13 protein-coding genes are annotated in these 15485 nt (G+C 33.3%); 1 reads left to right on the forward strand and 12 read right to left on the reverse strand.

Features of this window, described 5'->3' with window-relative positions; translation table 11 throughout:
* Nucleotides 1-91: 91 nt before the first annotated feature.
* Entirely contained in the window at nucleotides 92-1132 is a 1041-nt protein-coding gene (locus ACQCPR_RS09700) for a serine hydrolase domain-containing protein (protein ID WP_427136882.1), read from the reverse strand.
* Nucleotides 1133-1236: 104 nt separating this feature from the next.
* The gene (locus tag ACQCPR_RS09705; protein ID WP_427136883.1) at nucleotides 1237-1665 is read right to left on the reverse strand and encodes a GNAT family N-acetyltransferase; all 429 of its coding nucleotides are present in this window, start codon (nucleotides 1663-1665) and stop codon (nucleotides 1237-1239) included.
* 370 nt (nucleotides 1666-2035) lie between these two features.
* Between ACQCPR_RS09705 and ACQCPR_RS09710 the strand changes: the two genes are divergently transcribed.
* Nucleotides 2036-2614, forward strand: coding sequence for a YitT family protein (locus ACQCPR_RS09710; RefSeq protein ID WP_090569471.1), 579 nt, complete (start codon nucleotides 2036-2038; stop codon nucleotides 2612-2614).
* 41 nt (nucleotides 2615-2655) lie between these two features.
* Here the strand turns inward: ACQCPR_RS09710 and ACQCPR_RS09715 are convergent, their stop codons facing one another.
* The 10 genes from ACQCPR_RS09715 to ACQCPR_RS09760 all read right to left on the reverse strand — a co-directional run bounded on the left by ACQCPR_RS09715 (nucleotide 2656) and on the right by ACQCPR_RS09760 (nucleotide 15395).
* Nucleotides 2656-3753 carry an ABC transporter ATP-binding protein gene (locus tag ACQCPR_RS09715; RefSeq protein ID WP_090569474.1) on the reverse strand — a complete coding sequence of 366 codons (1098 nt, stop codon included), beginning with the start codon at nucleotides 3751-3753 and terminating at the stop codon, nucleotides 2656-2658.
* 124 nt (nucleotides 3754-3877) lie between these two features.
* Nucleotides 3878-4771, reverse strand: coding sequence for a PucR family transcriptional regulator (locus ACQCPR_RS09720; protein WP_427136884.1), 894 nt, complete (start codon nucleotides 4769-4771; stop codon nucleotides 3878-3880).
* Nucleotides 4772-5024: 253 nt separating this feature from the next.
* Nucleotides 5025-7301, reverse strand: coding sequence for a glycoside hydrolase family 65 protein (locus ACQCPR_RS09725; RefSeq protein ID WP_427136885.1), 2277 nt, complete (start codon nucleotides 7299-7301; stop codon nucleotides 5025-5027).
* Nucleotides 7302-7312: 11 nt separating this feature from the next.
* Complete coding sequence (gene pgmB, locus ACQCPR_RS09730; RefSeq protein ID WP_427136886.1) at nucleotides 7313-7990, reverse strand: beta-phosphoglucomutase; 678 nt, start codon at nucleotides 7988-7990, stop codon at nucleotides 7313-7315.
* Between the two features lie 48 nt (nucleotides 7991-8038).
* Nucleotides 8039-9064: a LacI family DNA-binding transcriptional regulator gene (locus tag ACQCPR_RS09735; RefSeq protein WP_427136887.1), complete on the reverse strand. Its 1026-nt coding sequence runs from the start codon at nucleotides 9062-9064 to the stop codon at nucleotides 8039-8041.
* Nucleotides 9065-9135: 71 nt separating this feature from the next.
* Nucleotides 9136-9840, reverse strand: a complete 705-nt coding sequence (locus ACQCPR_RS09740; RefSeq protein ID WP_090569484.1) for a YesL family protein — start codon at nucleotides 9838-9840, stop codon at nucleotides 9136-9138.
* A gap of 26 nt (nucleotides 9841-9866) precedes the next feature.
* Nucleotides 9867-10703, reverse strand: a complete 837-nt coding sequence (locus ACQCPR_RS09745; protein WP_427136888.1) for a carbohydrate ABC transporter permease — start codon at nucleotides 10701-10703, stop codon at nucleotides 9867-9869.
* Nucleotides 10703-11578 (reverse strand): carbohydrate ABC transporter permease, encoded by an 876-nt coding sequence (locus tag ACQCPR_RS09750; protein WP_241599179.1) that lies wholly within the window; start codon nucleotides 11576-11578, stop codon nucleotides 10703-10705. Before ACQCPR_RS09750 ends, ACQCPR_RS09745 begins: the two co-directional genes overlap by 1 nt.
* A gap of 117 nt (nucleotides 11579-11695) precedes the next feature.
* Nucleotides 11696-12958 carry a sugar ABC transporter substrate-binding protein gene (locus tag ACQCPR_RS09755; protein ID WP_427136889.1) on the reverse strand — a complete coding sequence of 421 codons (1263 nt, stop codon included), beginning with the start codon at nucleotides 12956-12958 and terminating at the stop codon, nucleotides 11696-11698.
* A 61-nt stretch (nucleotides 12959-13019) separates the two neighbouring features.
* Nucleotides 13020-15395, reverse strand: coding sequence for a glycoside hydrolase family 65 protein (locus ACQCPR_RS09760; RefSeq protein WP_427136890.1), 2376 nt, complete (start codon nucleotides 15393-15395; stop codon nucleotides 13020-13022).
* Between the last annotated feature and the right edge of the window lie 90 nt (nucleotides 15396-15485).

The raw sequence follows: 15485 nt of genomic DNA on the forward strand, positions 1-15485 counted from the left end.
TTTATACTTATCTAGTATATTTTACCATGTAAGACTAGAGTTTCACAGCCACATTCAACTTTGCAAACTTGTAATAGAAAGAAAGTGCAATTTAAGACATAAGTGATTTATATATTTGTCCGATTATTCCTTCCATTTGATGAACACCTAATTCTGCATTCGTCATGATAACTGCCCCTTTTTCAATGTTTGGAAGTGCTACCAACATACATTGAAATCCTACTCCCCAACCAAGTGATGTAATTTCTAAATCTATTTCGGGACCTTCTAGAAACACGCCTAATCCAGTCCAACTCCTCCCTTTTTGCGGTGTAATCATTTCTTTTGCTAACCTTTTTGAAATACCAAGCTTACTCTCTCCTCTTAGAGCATTAAGTAGTTCAAGAAGTAATCGGGCTAAATCTAAAGAAGTTGTCCATAATCCAGAAGCAGCTGGATATGGATATATAGCATAGTTTTGATCTATCAATTCACCGTTTTTATTATGTCCATAAGAAAATTCTTTTTTATCCATTTCTATTATTGTCTTTGTATTTAAATAGCTATTTCCCATTCCTAATGGCTTAAAAATTAACTCATTCACCACTTGATAAAACGGTTTTCCAACAACATCTTCAATAAGTTGCTGCACAATACAAAAACCGGCATCTGAATAGTGAAATTCACTCTCTGGTTCACACTGGACTCTAATAGGATCTCTACAATAAGGAGTTGTCCCGTTTAATAATTCAACCATCGAAGGAATACCTAACTCAAAATTTAGTTCTAAAAAACTCCCTTCTGGGTCCTTAATTCCAGATAGATGACTAAGTAAGTTTCTCAATGTAACTCTACTATTTTTAGTAAATTCATTTACTGGAACTTTCCACGATACTAGTCTTTTATTTATATCTTCATCTAAGTTGAGAAATCTTTCCTCTACTAGTTTTAAAGCAATCATTCCTGTTAAGAACTTGCTAATAGAACAGGCACTGAAGATAGAATTCTCATTTACTTTTCTATCGCTTCCTGCTTCTAATAAGCCGTAATTTTGCGTTCCGATAATTTGACCGTTCTCAAGCAAAGCAATACTTAAACCTAGTACATTATAATGCTTCATTTGTTCTTCCATGTTGATACTTTTTAGTTTCATAATTATCCCCCAACATTACCTGCATCTTAGTTTTGTACAGTCAAATTCCTCTTGATATTAATTGTAAAAATATACTATTTAAATGATATTCACATTTAACTAAATCATCTAATAATGTGATTACTAATTCTCATTAATTTACTTCCATTTACATCTGTTGAAAAACCAAATTTCTCGTAATACGGAATTAACCTATCGGGACAGTAAAGTTCTACTCTCTCAACATCTTTAACTTGAGGATGCTCAAGAATTCTGTTCATCAACATAGTACCAATACCACTATTTCTATAATCCTCTTTAGCAATAACATCAAATATAAATGCTCTATATAAAGTATCTGAAATTACCCTTGCGAACCCTATTAATTCTCCAGTTTTACTGTTTATCAAACCAAGTACTACACTACTGTTGTCTATCAACTTACTAATTTCAGGTAGTGAGCGCTTCTGTGTCCACCATTCGTTTTTAAATAAGCTATGTAATTCTTCTAATTGTATTTCATTAAATTCCTCTACTACTATGTAATTTCCCACTACAACATTCTCCTTAAATATCGTTTTCAACTTTTCAGCACCTTAAAACATTCGTTACACACTATCGTTTTCCCTTTATTATTGTATAAAGGCTGAATATATTGTAGGGTGATTCAATTATTCATAAAAGTATCTGGAGTCGTCACCTTCCTCTCCAATCAACGATATTATAAAAACGAATCAAAGAATTGAAAATCACACAAATATCCTTGGTTTAAAATGAAAAAGGTAATTTTGAAATTGACTCGGTTAGGTGTTAATAACATAGCTATAGTAAATTAATTTTATCGTTAACATAAACATATTTTTTTACATTTTCACTTTCATTTTCTCATATTCTATATACATGGGTATCCTTGGGAGTGATGAGATGCGTTTGATGAGAAAAGGGTTAGTTATACTAGGTGGGAGTATTTTTATAGCGTTAGGTATTAATCTATTTTTAATACCATATAAAGTGTTAGATGGCGGTATTATCGGGATAGCCTTGATTTTAAATTATCTATGGGCTTTAAAACCAGGGTTAATGATTATTTTCTTTAGTATTCCAATCTTTATCATTGCATGGTTTAATTATCGAGAATATTTTTATAATAGTTTACACGGGATGATCATTTCGTCTTTTTTGATTGATTTTTTTCAGCCAATTGTAGGCTTCATACATATTGAGGCGATATATAGCTCAATTTTAGGTGGAATTTTTGTTGGTCTAGGCATTGGCTTAATGCTACGGTTTAAGACAAGTACAGGAGGCACAGATTTAGTTGCTCAGTTACTAAGTGATAAAACAGGGGTAAATGTAGGTATACTTATCTTTATTATTGATACCATCGTTGTTCTATGTGGGGGGCTATTATTGTCTGCTGATACGTTACTCCTGTCAATTATTACAATCTTTTTTGTAGGAATTACAACTAGTTTGATAACAAGGAATATTCAAATAGTTTAAAAGAAAAAACCGCTAAAGATTCACTTTGGCGGTCTTCTTCTTTATTTAATACGTTGTTCCGTTTCTTTATCAAAGAAATGTGCTTTGCTAAGATCAAAGGCTAAGTCTATTGTATCCCCAGCTGAAATATTGAAACGCGAATCAATTCGTGCAACGAAGTTTTGATTGTTTACTTGCGAATAAAGAATAATTTCAGCACCCATTAATTCAGCAACCTCTATAGATGCATTCACCTTTGTTTCAGGAGAAAAATCTAGGAATACTTGCTCGTCATTAATATCCTCTGGACGAATACCAAGAATAATATCCTTTCCGTCATATCCTTGCTGGCGAAGAATTTTAAGCCTACCATCCGGTACTAACAATTTTACATCATCCATCACAAAATGATTGCCAACCAACTTACCATTTAAAAAGTTCATCGCTGGAGATCCAATGAAACCACCGACGAATACATTATCTGGCTCGTCGTAAACCTCTTTTGGTGCACCAACCTGTTGAATAATTCCATCTTTCATAACTACTAATCTAGTAGCCATAGTCATAGCCTCTGTTTGGTCATGCGTTACATAAATCGTTGTAGTTTGCAAACGGCTATGTAGCTTTTGAATTTCAGCGCGCATTTGCACACGAAGCTTTGCATCTAAGTTAGATAATGGTTCATCCATCAAGAAAACTTCCGCATCCCGAACAATCGCTCTACCTAGTGCTACACGTTGACGTTGACCACCAGAAAGAGCTTTTGGCTTACGATTTAACAGACTTTCTAATCCTAAAATTTTCGCAGCGTTATCTACACGTTTTTTAATCTCATCTTTTTTAAATTTACGAAGTTTTAGCCCGAAAGCCATATTATTGTATACATCCATATGTGGGTAAAGCGCGTAGTTTTGGAAAACCATCGCAATATTACGATCTTTTGGTGGCACATCATTCACTCGTTTATCACCAATAAATAAATCTCCTGAAGAAATTTCTTCTAATCCAGCAATCATACGTAATGTAGTTGATTTCCCACAACCAGATGGACCAACTAATACTAAAAATTCTTTATCCCGTATTTCTAAATTGAAGTTTTCTACAGAAACTACGTTATTGTCATATACCTTTTTAATATTTACTAACTTAAGTTCAGCCATCCTATTTCCCCCTTGAATTGAAAGTGCTTTCATTACTAATAGAATACTATATTTTAAATTTTCAAGAAATGGGAATAGTGCACAAAGATGATGAAGAACTTAGTGTATATTGACTAAATACTAGTCATTTTCTAGCTAGTAATGCTAAGGATACGGTCTTCGCATCATGAAATTGACGAATATCAATCCCAGTCTTCTCAACGAAACGATCCAATCGATATTGCAAACTGTTTCGGTGCAGATGGAGGATTTTTGCTGTCTCCGAAAGATTTAAGTTACAATTGAAAAAAGTTTCTATCATTTTAATCGTCTCTTCGTCGTTTATGTACTCTTGCAATATAGTTTGAGAAATATCCAATCGCAATCCTTCTTCAGTTTGCTTTGTTAGTATGAATGGTATAGCTTCCACATAAGTCACTACCGATTTGTTTGTATAAAGGAAAACGCGTTTGGCCACATTGGTTAATGAATTGTAGTGAGGTGTAAGCTCAATAATATCCTTTTTGTATGGTCCAACAAAAAAGTTAATTTTCACATATAAATCGCTCATTAAAATATCAATTATTTGTTCGTATGAAATGCTTTCCTCTTCCATCATTTGCTGCTCTATGATAAAACCTTCGTGCTCACTTTCCCATAAAATAGGAACCTGTTTATTAAAAAGGGCTTCTATGGCATCTTTAAACAAGACCGGTTCAATTTGATTTTTATTAAACGCAAAATAAACAAATCGAAAAGGGTTACTAGGTTTCCAATCTTTCTCTTCCTTCTTTAAAACAGAAGAGAAAATAATTTCTCTCCAGTTTCTTTCTACTTCTGTTGGTGTAGGGAACTTCACAATATACGGAGAAAGAAAAGTAGTTAATAATGAGACATCTTTGGAAGTTAACTCATCGTTCCGTATACCAATGATTTCATCATTTTCTGTTGCAAACCATTTATAATCTAAGCCTAATTGATCCGATCCATCCTTATATACTATTAGTGTAGAGTATATTTCCTTTAACTGTTCAATCATTTGACACACCTCTTTTATTCTACTCAATGCTTGAATTCACTATGTAGAAGACTTCTCTAAATTTTACCATAATATTTAAATAATAAGAGAAATAATAAAAACGCTACAGATTCTTACTGTAACGTTTGATCTTTCTCTTATTTTAAATTACTTATTCCTATTAAGTACATCAAAAGCTACTGCTCCAAGCAGAACAATACCAATAACCTATGAACTCGATCTTGTCTTAAGGAACAACCGTACAACCGCTATTTTATATAGCTTTTTTCACAAACTTACCAAATTGGAGATAAATAGGTTCCCCCATATGCGAAATGGTTAAACTATCACCTTCTAGTAGCGAATAGGTTACAGTACGTCTTTCTATTTTGATATTTATTGTTCTATTCTGATATAGCAAATGAAACTCAAGTGAATTCCAATTATCAGGGAGGACAGGTGCTAATGAAAGACCGCTTTCTTTCACTCTTAAGCCTGCAAAACCATAAACAATTGCAAGCCAAGTCCCTCCCATATTAGCCATATGAAGCCCGTCCTTCGTATTACCATGAGTGTTATCCAAATCTAACCGAGCTGTTTTTCTAAAATATTCATAAGCTTTCGCTTTATCACCTAATTTGGAAGCCATCACACTAAATATACAGGAAGACAAGGAAGAATCATGTGTTGTAATTTGTTCATAGTAATTATAGGAATTATTCATTGTTTCAAGATCCTGTTCATCTTCCAATAAAAAGTGTGCTAGTACTGTATCCGCTTGTTTACATACCTGATATCGGTAAAGAGTTAGTGGATGATAATTCAGTAACAGTGGGAATTTTTCTTTAGGGGTATTTGCTAAATCCCACCGATCCTTTTGTAAAAAACTATCATCCTGTGCATTGATTTTGTACTTTTCATCGTATGGCAGGTACATCTTCTCACCTGCATCAATCCACTCACTCACTTCTTGCTCAGATAAATTTAATTTATCACCCAATTGGTTTAGTAACTTGCTATCATCTTCTTTCAAAAGATTATATAACTTAGCAGCCCACAGTAAATTATGTTTTGCCATGACATTGGTATAGTAATTGTTATTGACTATACAAGTATATTCGTCTGGTCCTGTAACACAATCAATTCTAAAGAGTTCCTCTTTCATATGTCCCGCATCGATCCAAAGACGAGCTGTTTCAAATAAAAGTTCGGCCATATAATACTTTAAAAATTCTTCATCTTTTGTTACTAAATAATATTGAATATAACTATAGGCAATATCTGCACTTATATGATACTGTGCTGTTCCTGCTGGGAAAAATGCTGAACTTTCTGGCCCTGTTATAGTTCTCCACGGAAATAATGCCCCTTTTTTATGTCCCATCTCCTTTGCTCTTACCCTAGCACTCTCCAAAATTGAATATCTTTGTATTAGTAAATTTTTTGCCATTTCTGGATTTGTCATTAAGAAGACCGGGAATATATAAATTTCAGTGTCCCAAAAATAATGCCCTTCGTATCCTTCTCCTGATAAACCTTTAGCTGAAATATTACTTTGTTGTTCTTTACCAACTGATTGTAATAGCTGAAAAAGGTTAAAACGAATTCCTTCTTGAAGGGAATCCTCTCCACTGATTTTTACATCTGCATTATGCCAATAGTGATCTAAGTAATTCCTTTGAATTAGAAGGAGATTTTCAAAAGATATATCTTCTAGTTGCTGGTGAATAGCAAGCGCTTCGTCGACAATATCCTTTCCATGCCTTAATGTGTCCGTATACACATTATATTTTGTAAATTGGATTGGCTCATTTCCATTACACAAATAGGTCTCTTCCACACTGCTATCCGTTATTTTGCTGACATACTCGTATTCAACTCTATTAAGTTCAGAAGAGGTAACACAGGCAACTTCTAGCTTTGTTGCATAGGTAATATTTTTTACAATGCTAAAACTTTCATGCTGCCGTACTTCTGATATATGAAGTCTTGTAGCGTGACCAGAAGCAACTCTAGGATCGTTTTTATCCACAAAATTAGAAACGCTACCTTCGACAATTGAAACAATTTTAACTCGTTTAATATTATTTACTGGTACTATTTTGACTTCTATCGCAAACAATTCTTTCGTAACAAACGAAATAAGTCTTTTAAAGTGAATTTTGACTTCCTTACCTTTTGCAGATTTCCAATGAACAATTCGCTCAGAGTAGCCTGTATCCATATGCAAGTTTCTTTCTAAATGTAATATTTCCCCTTCAAATAAAGAAAATTGTTCATCATCCAAATAGATATTTATAGTTTGTGCATCAATGACATTCAAAATTTTCTGTTGTATCTCAGGAAATGCATGTAGTTTCTCACCATAATTAATTTCAGTTTCATCATGAAAAGCATTAATATATGTACCACGAATAGAGCTATATGTACTTTTATAACCCTCTTCAAAATTTCCTCTAACACCTAGATACCCATTCCCTAAAGACAAAAGGCTTTCATTTAACAGAAGGTTTTGGTTATCTAATTCGGATCTTGTTAATTTCCATGTCATTAAATTTCACCTCAGCTATTTTTATCGCTGTATTTCTTTATTATTTCTTCAAAATTCAACTTAGAAGTATCTTCAACTAAATAGTTCGCTTGAGATAAATTTTCTACAGAACCGACACCAACCGAAAACATATTTGCTTTGTTTATTGCTTCTATTCCCGCTGCTGCATCTTCAATTCCAATACACTCTTTGTAAGGAATACCAAAGTAATCTGCAGCAATTATAAACGTTTCTGGATTTGGCTTTCCCTTTTTCACTTTAGATGCATCCACAATATAATCAAAGTAACTAGAGAGTCCTAGTTTTTTTACTACATTTTTTGCATTTTCACTTGCTGAACCAAGAGCAATTTTAATATTTTGTTTTTTAATATGTTTTAATAAATCTTCAATTCCTGGTAAGACATCTTTTTTATTTATAGATTCTGCTAATTCTAAATAGTATTCATTTTTTTTATTGGCCAATTTCACTTTTTTCTCATTATCCAGCTTTAATAAAGAAGTATCCAACTGTAATATCAGTTCAAGGGATTCCATGCGACTAATTCCTTTTAGTCGTTCATTAAATTGTTTGTCAAATGAGATGTTAATTCCTTCTGCAAGTTTTTTCCATGCTAAATAATGAAGTTCTGCTGTATCCGTAATAACACCATCCAAATCAAATATAAAGACTTTTGGGTACTGTGACATTAAATCCTTCCTTTCTTGATAAATAAAGTGGAGTAGAAAAATTTGTGTTTATGGAAAAATAGTCTTGACACTTCCGCGTTCTACTAATCGATGATCAATATTTACATGCTTCCGTTCTAGTTTATTTTCCATTAAGTCTTGAAGTAATTCGGCAGCCATTTTTCCTATTTCAAAAAAGTCTTGACCGATTGTGGTTAGTTGCGGTTCTGTGTAACTACTAAATATTAGATCATCAAATCCTGTAATAGATATATCCTCAGGAATTTTCAAACCAACTTCTTTTACTGCCTTCATAACTCCAAAGGCCATTAGATCGCTAAAACAAAGAAAAGCCGTAGGACGCTTAGTTTTCAAATATTCTTTTGCTATTACATATGCTTCTTCCTCTGAAAAATCAGCATACAAAATTTCGTTGTCTTGTAACTCTACCTCATTTTCCTTACAAGCTTCTTGAACTCCTTTAATCCGCTCTGAATTTACATAAGTTTTTTTTCTACCAGCCATTACAGCAATATCTCGGTGATTTCTCTCAATTAAATACGTTGCAATTTCTTTACTCGCTTTTACGTTATCTATCGAAACACTACCTACTAACCCGTTATTCGTTTCAGGTATAATATCAAGCACAACACAAGGTATATTTGTATCTATCAGCTCCTTATAATATGGATCATCTACACGTATTCCCTGTAAAAGTGCACCTCCAATATTTCGCTCTCGACAGTATTGTGCATAGCTCTTTTGCTTCTGACGCTGTGAATCTATTAGGTAGATGGATAATTCAAATTGACTTGTAGTTACAGCGGTATATACTCCCTTGAATATATTAAATGCATTATTATCTTTTTCACTATTGTTTAGAACTCCTGATGATATCAAACCAATAGTCGTTTGTTTTTTAGATGATAAGTTCTTAGCTATTAAATTAGGGGTATAGCCCATTTGATTGGCGATTTCAAAAATTCTTTGTCTTGTTTTTTCATTTACGTCTGTATAATTATTAAAGGCTTTTGAAACAATACTCACTGATAATCCAGCAGCCTTAGCAACATCTCTTATAGTAGTCATTTTCATGAATCACTTCCCAATTTTAATAAGTAAACCTTCATTAAGTTCTGCCCTAAAGGTTCAAAATTCGATAATATTTAATTACTTTTATTGACTAAAGCTTTCTCTTGAATCTTCAATGTAAATCTATAAAATATAGTAAAAGATACAAAGGCACTTAATGATCCTGTAAATAGAGGAAACATAAAAATAAGTTTGGTAACGCTTAAGTAAAGCAATAAGAAATTAATCAAAAGAACTAACAAAAATAATAAAGGACTTCCGATCGTTACAAAAAACGTGTTTTTTAATAATTCTCGAATGCTCATTTGAAAATGCACATTCAAGGAAAAAAAGTTAACTGTGCATACAAATAATACAACTCCCAAAATCGAAATTACCATAAGCAATAAATCGTTTTCATTTGCAAAAAAGTAAAAATCCATTATCCAAATAACCCAAACAAAGGTCAACATTAGACCAGCTATAGAACTCTTTTTGTAATTTGATATCATATACGAAAAATACGCTCTCATAAGTGATGGATGCTCTATCTTCAACACCCAATCCCGTGCCATTGCAAACAATCCCATCGTACTTGGAACAAATAATATAGGAACTAGAAGTATTAAGGGTACATAGTAAGCTACAAACTCTATACTGAAACTATTAACGTACAAACTTAATAGAATAATTGCGATAGGAAGATTGATTATCAACCACAAAATATTAACAACAGAAAATCGCATAATCCATTCAGTTGTACTGTACAATGCTCCTGTAAAACCTGAAAATCCTTGCATTTACTAACCTCCCACAGAAATAGACTCTATTTGACAGCCCCTTCCCCAATACCTTTAATAATATGTTTTTGTGCAAGAACATAGAAAATTACAACAGGAATGATTGTCAGCATCAAGCCAGCCATTGCTAAGTTCCACTGAATCGTAAATTCTCCAAAGAAATAAAAAGTAGATAGTGGGATTGTTCGAAGTCCCTTATCAGTAAGTGTTAAAGAAGGTAGTAGATAATCATTCCATATATTAATAACGTTTAAAATCATTACTGTTACTGTGATTGGTTTTAGAATTGGAAAAATAATTCTCCAGAAAACCCCAAACTTCGATGCACCGTCAATTGTAGCTGCTTCCTCTAATGTAATTGGTATAGACTTAACAAATCCATGGTATAGGAAGACGGAAATACTAGAACTAAAACCAATATGCATAAATATTAAACCTTCACGAGTATTAATCATTGGAATATGTAACGTATTAGTTATAGTGCTCATGAATTGCATTAAAGGCATCATTAGTGTTTGGAAGGGAATAAGCATGGTTGCTATGAAAATCATGAAAATAATTTTACTTAACTTATTATCCGTTCTTGCTAGCATCCATGCAGTCATAGAGGATAAGACAACAATAATTAGAACAGAAAGTATCGTTATATATAATGAATTAGCAAGTGCATTCAAAAAGTTCATTTTTTCCATCGCTTCTATATAATATTGGAAGCTGAATTCTTTAGGAAGTGCTAAAACATTTTCGTATAATTCCTGTCGATTTTTAAATGAATTGACAATAATTATATAAATCGGTGATAGAAAGAAAAGTGCTGTAATGAGGAGTAAAAGCTCTTTTATAAATTTATAAAACTTATTCATTACAACTCTACCTCCCTCTTTTTCGTAATATAAACTTGTGTCAGAGTGATTGCTGCTACTATTAAGAAGAAAATAATTGCTTTAGCCTGACCATATCCATAATTACCATAGCCGAAGATTTCGTTATAAATGTTCATTGCAAACATTTCAGTGGAATTTGCAGGTCCCCCGCCCGTTAATGAAAGGTTTACATCGTAGATTTTAAATGCTGATGACAGCGTTAAAAATAGACTAATCGTAAAAGCAGGCATTAATAGAGGAAATGTAATATTTTTTAACCTTTGCAACCAACTTGCACCATCAATCATGGATGCCTCCATTACATCATTAGGTATACTTTGTATTCCAGCGATGTAAATAATCATAATATATCCTGCCATTTGCCAAGTAAAAACGAAGACTAAAGCATATAAGGCAAAATCCATATCAATAAGCCAATTAAAAAAGACATTTTCAAGTCCAGTTATTTGACCGATTAGTGTAAAAACATCAAGGAAAATAAACTGCCAAATATATCCTAATATTAGACCACCTATTAAATATGGCATAAATACCATAGTACGTGCCGCATTTGATGTTCTAAGTTTTGATGTTACCAATAGTGCAAAAACAAGTCCTACTATATTTACGGAGATAACCGCTAATATGGTGAATAGAGTCGTCTTCCATGTAGACTCAAGAAAACGTGTATCACCAAATAACTTGATAAAATTATCAAAGCCAACAAACACTTTTGGATTGGCTGCTATACCGTCCCACTTAAAAAAGGAATAATATATTCCAATTACGAATGGAATAACTACTACTGTCAAAAAAATAATAAATAACGGCGCCGTAAATAATAAATACCACCCTTTATTATTTTTATTTTGCATGTGAAACACTCCTTTCTAATAGTTTGTTTATAAATGGATTGATTGAATAGGTAAGTACTGGACACCATTTAAATGCGATGTCCAGACTTTATTAATCTATCATCCTAACAAATTAAACTATTTTACAGCGTTTTTCCAAGCATCATCTAAACTTTCTATAAATTCTTCACCAGTCATATCCTTAGATAAAAAGAATTCTTCCGCTTTTGGAGCAAAATCATTCGGAACAATATTAGCTGGATAATAATTTTGTGCCCAAGGAATTGTTTGACCACTATTGGAAGCGTTTAAAACGTCTTGAGATAGTGGATCTAAGTCATTTGCTTCAATAGTTGTAAGCGCAGGAACAAATCCAAATTCCTCTACAATGTATCGATGCCCTGTATCACTTGTAAACATCCAATTTAAGAAGTCTTTTGCTGCTTTCGTTTCTGCTTCATCCTTTTTACCATTGACTGCCCAGTTATTTCCTACACCAACTGCTAGTTTATCCGTACCATTTAATGGGAATGGAAGCATACCTACCTCAAAATCTACATCAAAATCTGCAAGCATCCCATAAGCCCAGTTACCTTGGTGAATCATGGCTGATTTCCCAGCTGCAAAGTCACCCACTTCTTTATCGTATGTCACATCTAAAGGACTTGGTGTGTTTGCTTTTATAGCTTCCATAAATTTACCGAACTCTTGAAATTCCTTTGTTTCTGCCATTGTTACATCACCGCTTGTTAGCTTATCGATAAATTCATAGTGATCGCTTTGTAAAGAATATGGATAGTTACTAATATGCCCAATTAAGAAATAAGCTTCTTTAGAAAGGCCAAGTCCCGTAATATCCTCTGCTTTAAACTTTTCTAAAGTGCTAACAAAAGATTCATAATCGGCAACATCTTCGGGTTTCACTAAATCTTTGTTATAAACTAAACCAAACCCTTCTACTCCATATGGGATCCCTACAATTTTATCTTCTACCTTTAATTCCATACCAGGAGCAATGTCCTTTGCATATTCTTCAGAAGATAAATCGGCTACGTAAGATTTCATTTTTTCAGCTTCCGTTACATTTTGAAGACTGAATATGGATGGACCTTGATCACTGTTTAAACGAATTTGAAGTTGTTCAAAATAATCATCACCTGTTGTTCCCCATACTTCAACTTCAACACCAGTTTCAGCTGTATATTCCTTCGCTAGCGCTTCTAATTGATCGGAAATTTCAACTTTACTTTGGAAAATAGTTATTTTTTGATTTGTAGCTTCATCACTATCGCCATTGTTTTCTTTTTTAGTTCCCCCTTCATCACTGCCGCTACAAGAGGCTAAAAGCAATAGAAAAGCGATTATAAATAGACAACTAAATGTTCTTTTTTGGAATTTCATTTAAATTCCTCCCCTATGATTTGAATTGCTATAGTGAATAAAATGAAGAATCATTTTATAACTACCCATTTTTATATTCAAAATCTATATTTAGTACATCATCACACTCATAGATTTGATTATTAAGCTCAAATTCTATTTTCCTCTTATTTTCAACCTTAATAGAAAAAGTAGTATGACTAAGTGCTAATGTGATTGGCTGACCTTGCCAGTGAATCTTAAATTTCAAGTGACGCCACTGCTTTGGCAACTTCGGGTTTATCCTCAGTTTTCCATCTACTACCCTGACTCCAGCAAAGCCAAAGACAGATGCTTTCCATATTCCGCCGATGGATGCAGCATGTATCCCCTCATCTGATGTGTCCATTCGGGGTCCTAAATCGACTTCGGTAGCTTTCCTAAACAATGAATAAGCTAAATCTTTGTCCCCAATTTCACTTGCTAGAATGGAGTGAGTTGATAGACTTAACGATGAATCATGTAACGTTTTTCTTTCGTAATAATAGAAGTTAGCTTCTTTTACTGCATTTGACAGTGGAACGGCATCACTTATAAAAGTTTGGTTTAACAGATACAACATTAGCAGTATATCTGCTTGCTTCGTAACTTGAATGGCATTAATTTGTTCTGAATTATAATCTCGATAAATTGTTCTAAGTTTTTTTTGATTTTTATATTTTGTTAAATCAATTTCTTTTAACGTTAAGTAAGTATCATCCTGTGGAATTACAAAATCCTCTGCTCGGGGTTGCGGCAAATATATTTTTCCCACGTTTGATTTCCATAAAGAGTAAGCTTTTTTCATATCAAACTTCGTTGTCAGTTTTTTTAGTATGCTAGGTTTTTCTTTCATAAGTGTTTCGTAATATCGAATGGCAAGTTTCATATTAAAAAAAACCATATAATTCGTAAAAGCATTGTTGTTTACATGCTCTTTATACTCATCAGGTCCTATAACATTATTAATATGGTATGCCTGCTTGCCTTCATTCCACTCAAGTCGACTTACCCAGAAATTTGCAGTATCAAAAATTATTTCATAGCCATAGTGATTCATAAATTCCTGATCGTCAGTAACATTAAAGTATTGATAAATTGCAAAAGAGATATCTGCTGAAATATGTTGTTCTATAAATCCGGACCAAATTTTCGTTTGTTCCCCTGTAACAATATCAATGTCTCCTAGTTTTGGAGTTACTTCTCCGTCAGTCGGCCATGCCGACTCCCAAGGGAACATCGCACCACTAAAACCATTTTCCCTCGCCTTTTTTCTAGCACCTTCTAAGCAGAAGTAACGGTATGTTAAAAGTGATTTTGCTACTGCTGGATTAGAAAAAGTAAAAAATGGCAGGATGAATATTTCTGTATCCCAAAAGGAGTGTCCCTTGTAACCTTCTCCACTTAATCCTTTTGCTGCAATCCCCATTCGATCATCATGAGCAGGAGCCATAATTGTTAAATGATATAGAGAGAAGCGCAGAGCAAGCAAATCATAAGGATTTTCACTATTGATCTCTAATTCGTATGAACTCCATATCCGATTATTCCATGCTTCTTTATGCAATTGAAAGTTTGATTCATATCCTTTTATTGCACAGTTTCTTAAATCACTTAATGATTTTTCGCGGAGAAGTCTAGTTGTATATTCAGTAAAATCTAAATCATTATCACGACTTGTATATACTGTCGTCAGCTTTTCTACATCCAACCTATCATTTGGCTCAAGTTTAATATTATAAGTGAGCCATACTTTTCTTCGAGCCATGTTCATTTCTGGTTCATTTATACTTTCAACACCATTCACAAAGACTTTATGAGTCGAACTGATCACCACATCTATTTTAGATTCTCTAGTTGTTTGAACTAGCTGAATATCCTTTTTATCAAATATTCTCCGTTCACCTTCTAGAAAATGCTGAGCGCCAGAATTACTCATTTGTGCATCTATTCCAGTATCAAATGAAATATGAACGGGATCAGTTAAGCTTTTAACAAACATTTTCATGCCAATTAGATGTAAATTATCTAAAGACACAAATCGTTTAAATTCAAATTGTAAAACTTTCCCTTTTGGAGACGTCCATACAAAGGACCTTATTAACTCTGCCGTTTTTATATTTAATTGTTTTATATAGTCCTTTGTTTTTCCAAATTCCAGGCTGAACCGATCACCGTCAATTCGAATATCTAACCGTGTCACATCCGCTATATTTGGTAATTCTGTGACTTCATTTTCTCCTGCTTTATTAAAAGTACCATTAGCAAATAAATTTCTTACTTCTTTCATATAAGGCTCCTCTGCAGCAGAGCGCAAACCCATGTACCCATTACCAAGGTACATAATTGCTTCACTTTTCCCAAGCGAATCTGGTTGGAATAACTCTTCAGAAACTATCCAATTCTCCAGATTTCCTTTACCACGTGAATAACTTATCATGTGACTTAAAACCCCTTTCCTAAAGCCTAAGTAAACCTTACGAAAACGTTTTAGTTTTATAGAAAAAAAATACGTTTTAATGTAGAAGCC

The sequence above is a fragment of the Psychrobacillus psychrodurans genome, assembly GCF_050209195.1.
GTDB classification, from domain to species: Bacteria; Bacillota; Bacilli; order Bacillales_A; family Planococcaceae; genus Psychrobacillus; species Psychrobacillus psychrodurans.

Bases quoted from the DNA above. Each gene is read 5' to 3' on its own strand.
- ACQCPR_RS09700 (WP_427136882.1), bottom strand. From the start codon at position 1,132: ATGAAACTAAAAAGTATCAACATGGAAGAACAAATGAAGCATTATAAT.
- ACQCPR_RS09710 (WP_090569471.1), top strand. From the start codon at position 2,036: ATGCGTTTGATGAGAAAAGGGTTAGTTATACTAGGTGGGAGTATTTTT.
- ACQCPR_RS09715 (WP_090569474.1), bottom strand. From the start codon at position 3,753: ATGGCTGAACTTAAGTTAGTAAATATTAAAAAGGTATATGACAATAAC.
- ACQCPR_RS09720 (WP_427136884.1), bottom strand. From the start codon at position 4,771: ATGATTGAACAGTTAAAGGAAATATACTCTACACTAATAGTATATAAG.
- ACQCPR_RS09725 (WP_427136885.1), bottom strand. From the start codon at position 7,301: ATGACATGGAAATTAACAAGATCCGAATTAGATAACCAAAACCTTCTG.
- pgmB (WP_427136886.1), bottom strand. From the start codon at position 7,990: ATGTCACAGTACCCAAAAGTCTTTATATTTGATTTGGATGGTGTTATT.
- ACQCPR_RS09735 (WP_427136887.1), bottom strand. From the start codon at position 9,064: ATGAAAATGACTACTATAAGAGATGTTGCTAAGGCTGCTGGATTATCA.
- ACQCPR_RS09740 (WP_090569484.1), bottom strand. From the start codon at position 9,840: ATGCAAGGATTTTCAGGTTTTACAGGAGCATTGTACAGTACAACTGAA.
- ACQCPR_RS09745 (WP_427136888.1), bottom strand. From the start codon at position 10,703: ATGAATAAGTTTTATAAATTTATAAAAGAGCTTTTACTCCTCATTACA.
- ACQCPR_RS09750 (WP_241599179.1), bottom strand. From the start codon at position 11,578: ATGCAAAATAAAAATAATAAAGGGTGGTATTTATTATTTACGGCGCCG.
- ACQCPR_RS09755 (WP_427136889.1), bottom strand. From the start codon at position 12,958: ATGAAATTCCAAAAAAGAACATTTAGTTGTCTATTTATAATCGCTTTT.
- ACQCPR_RS09760 (WP_427136890.1), bottom strand. From the start codon at position 15,395: ATGATAAGTTATTCACGTGGTAAAGGAAATCTGGAGAATTGGATAGTT.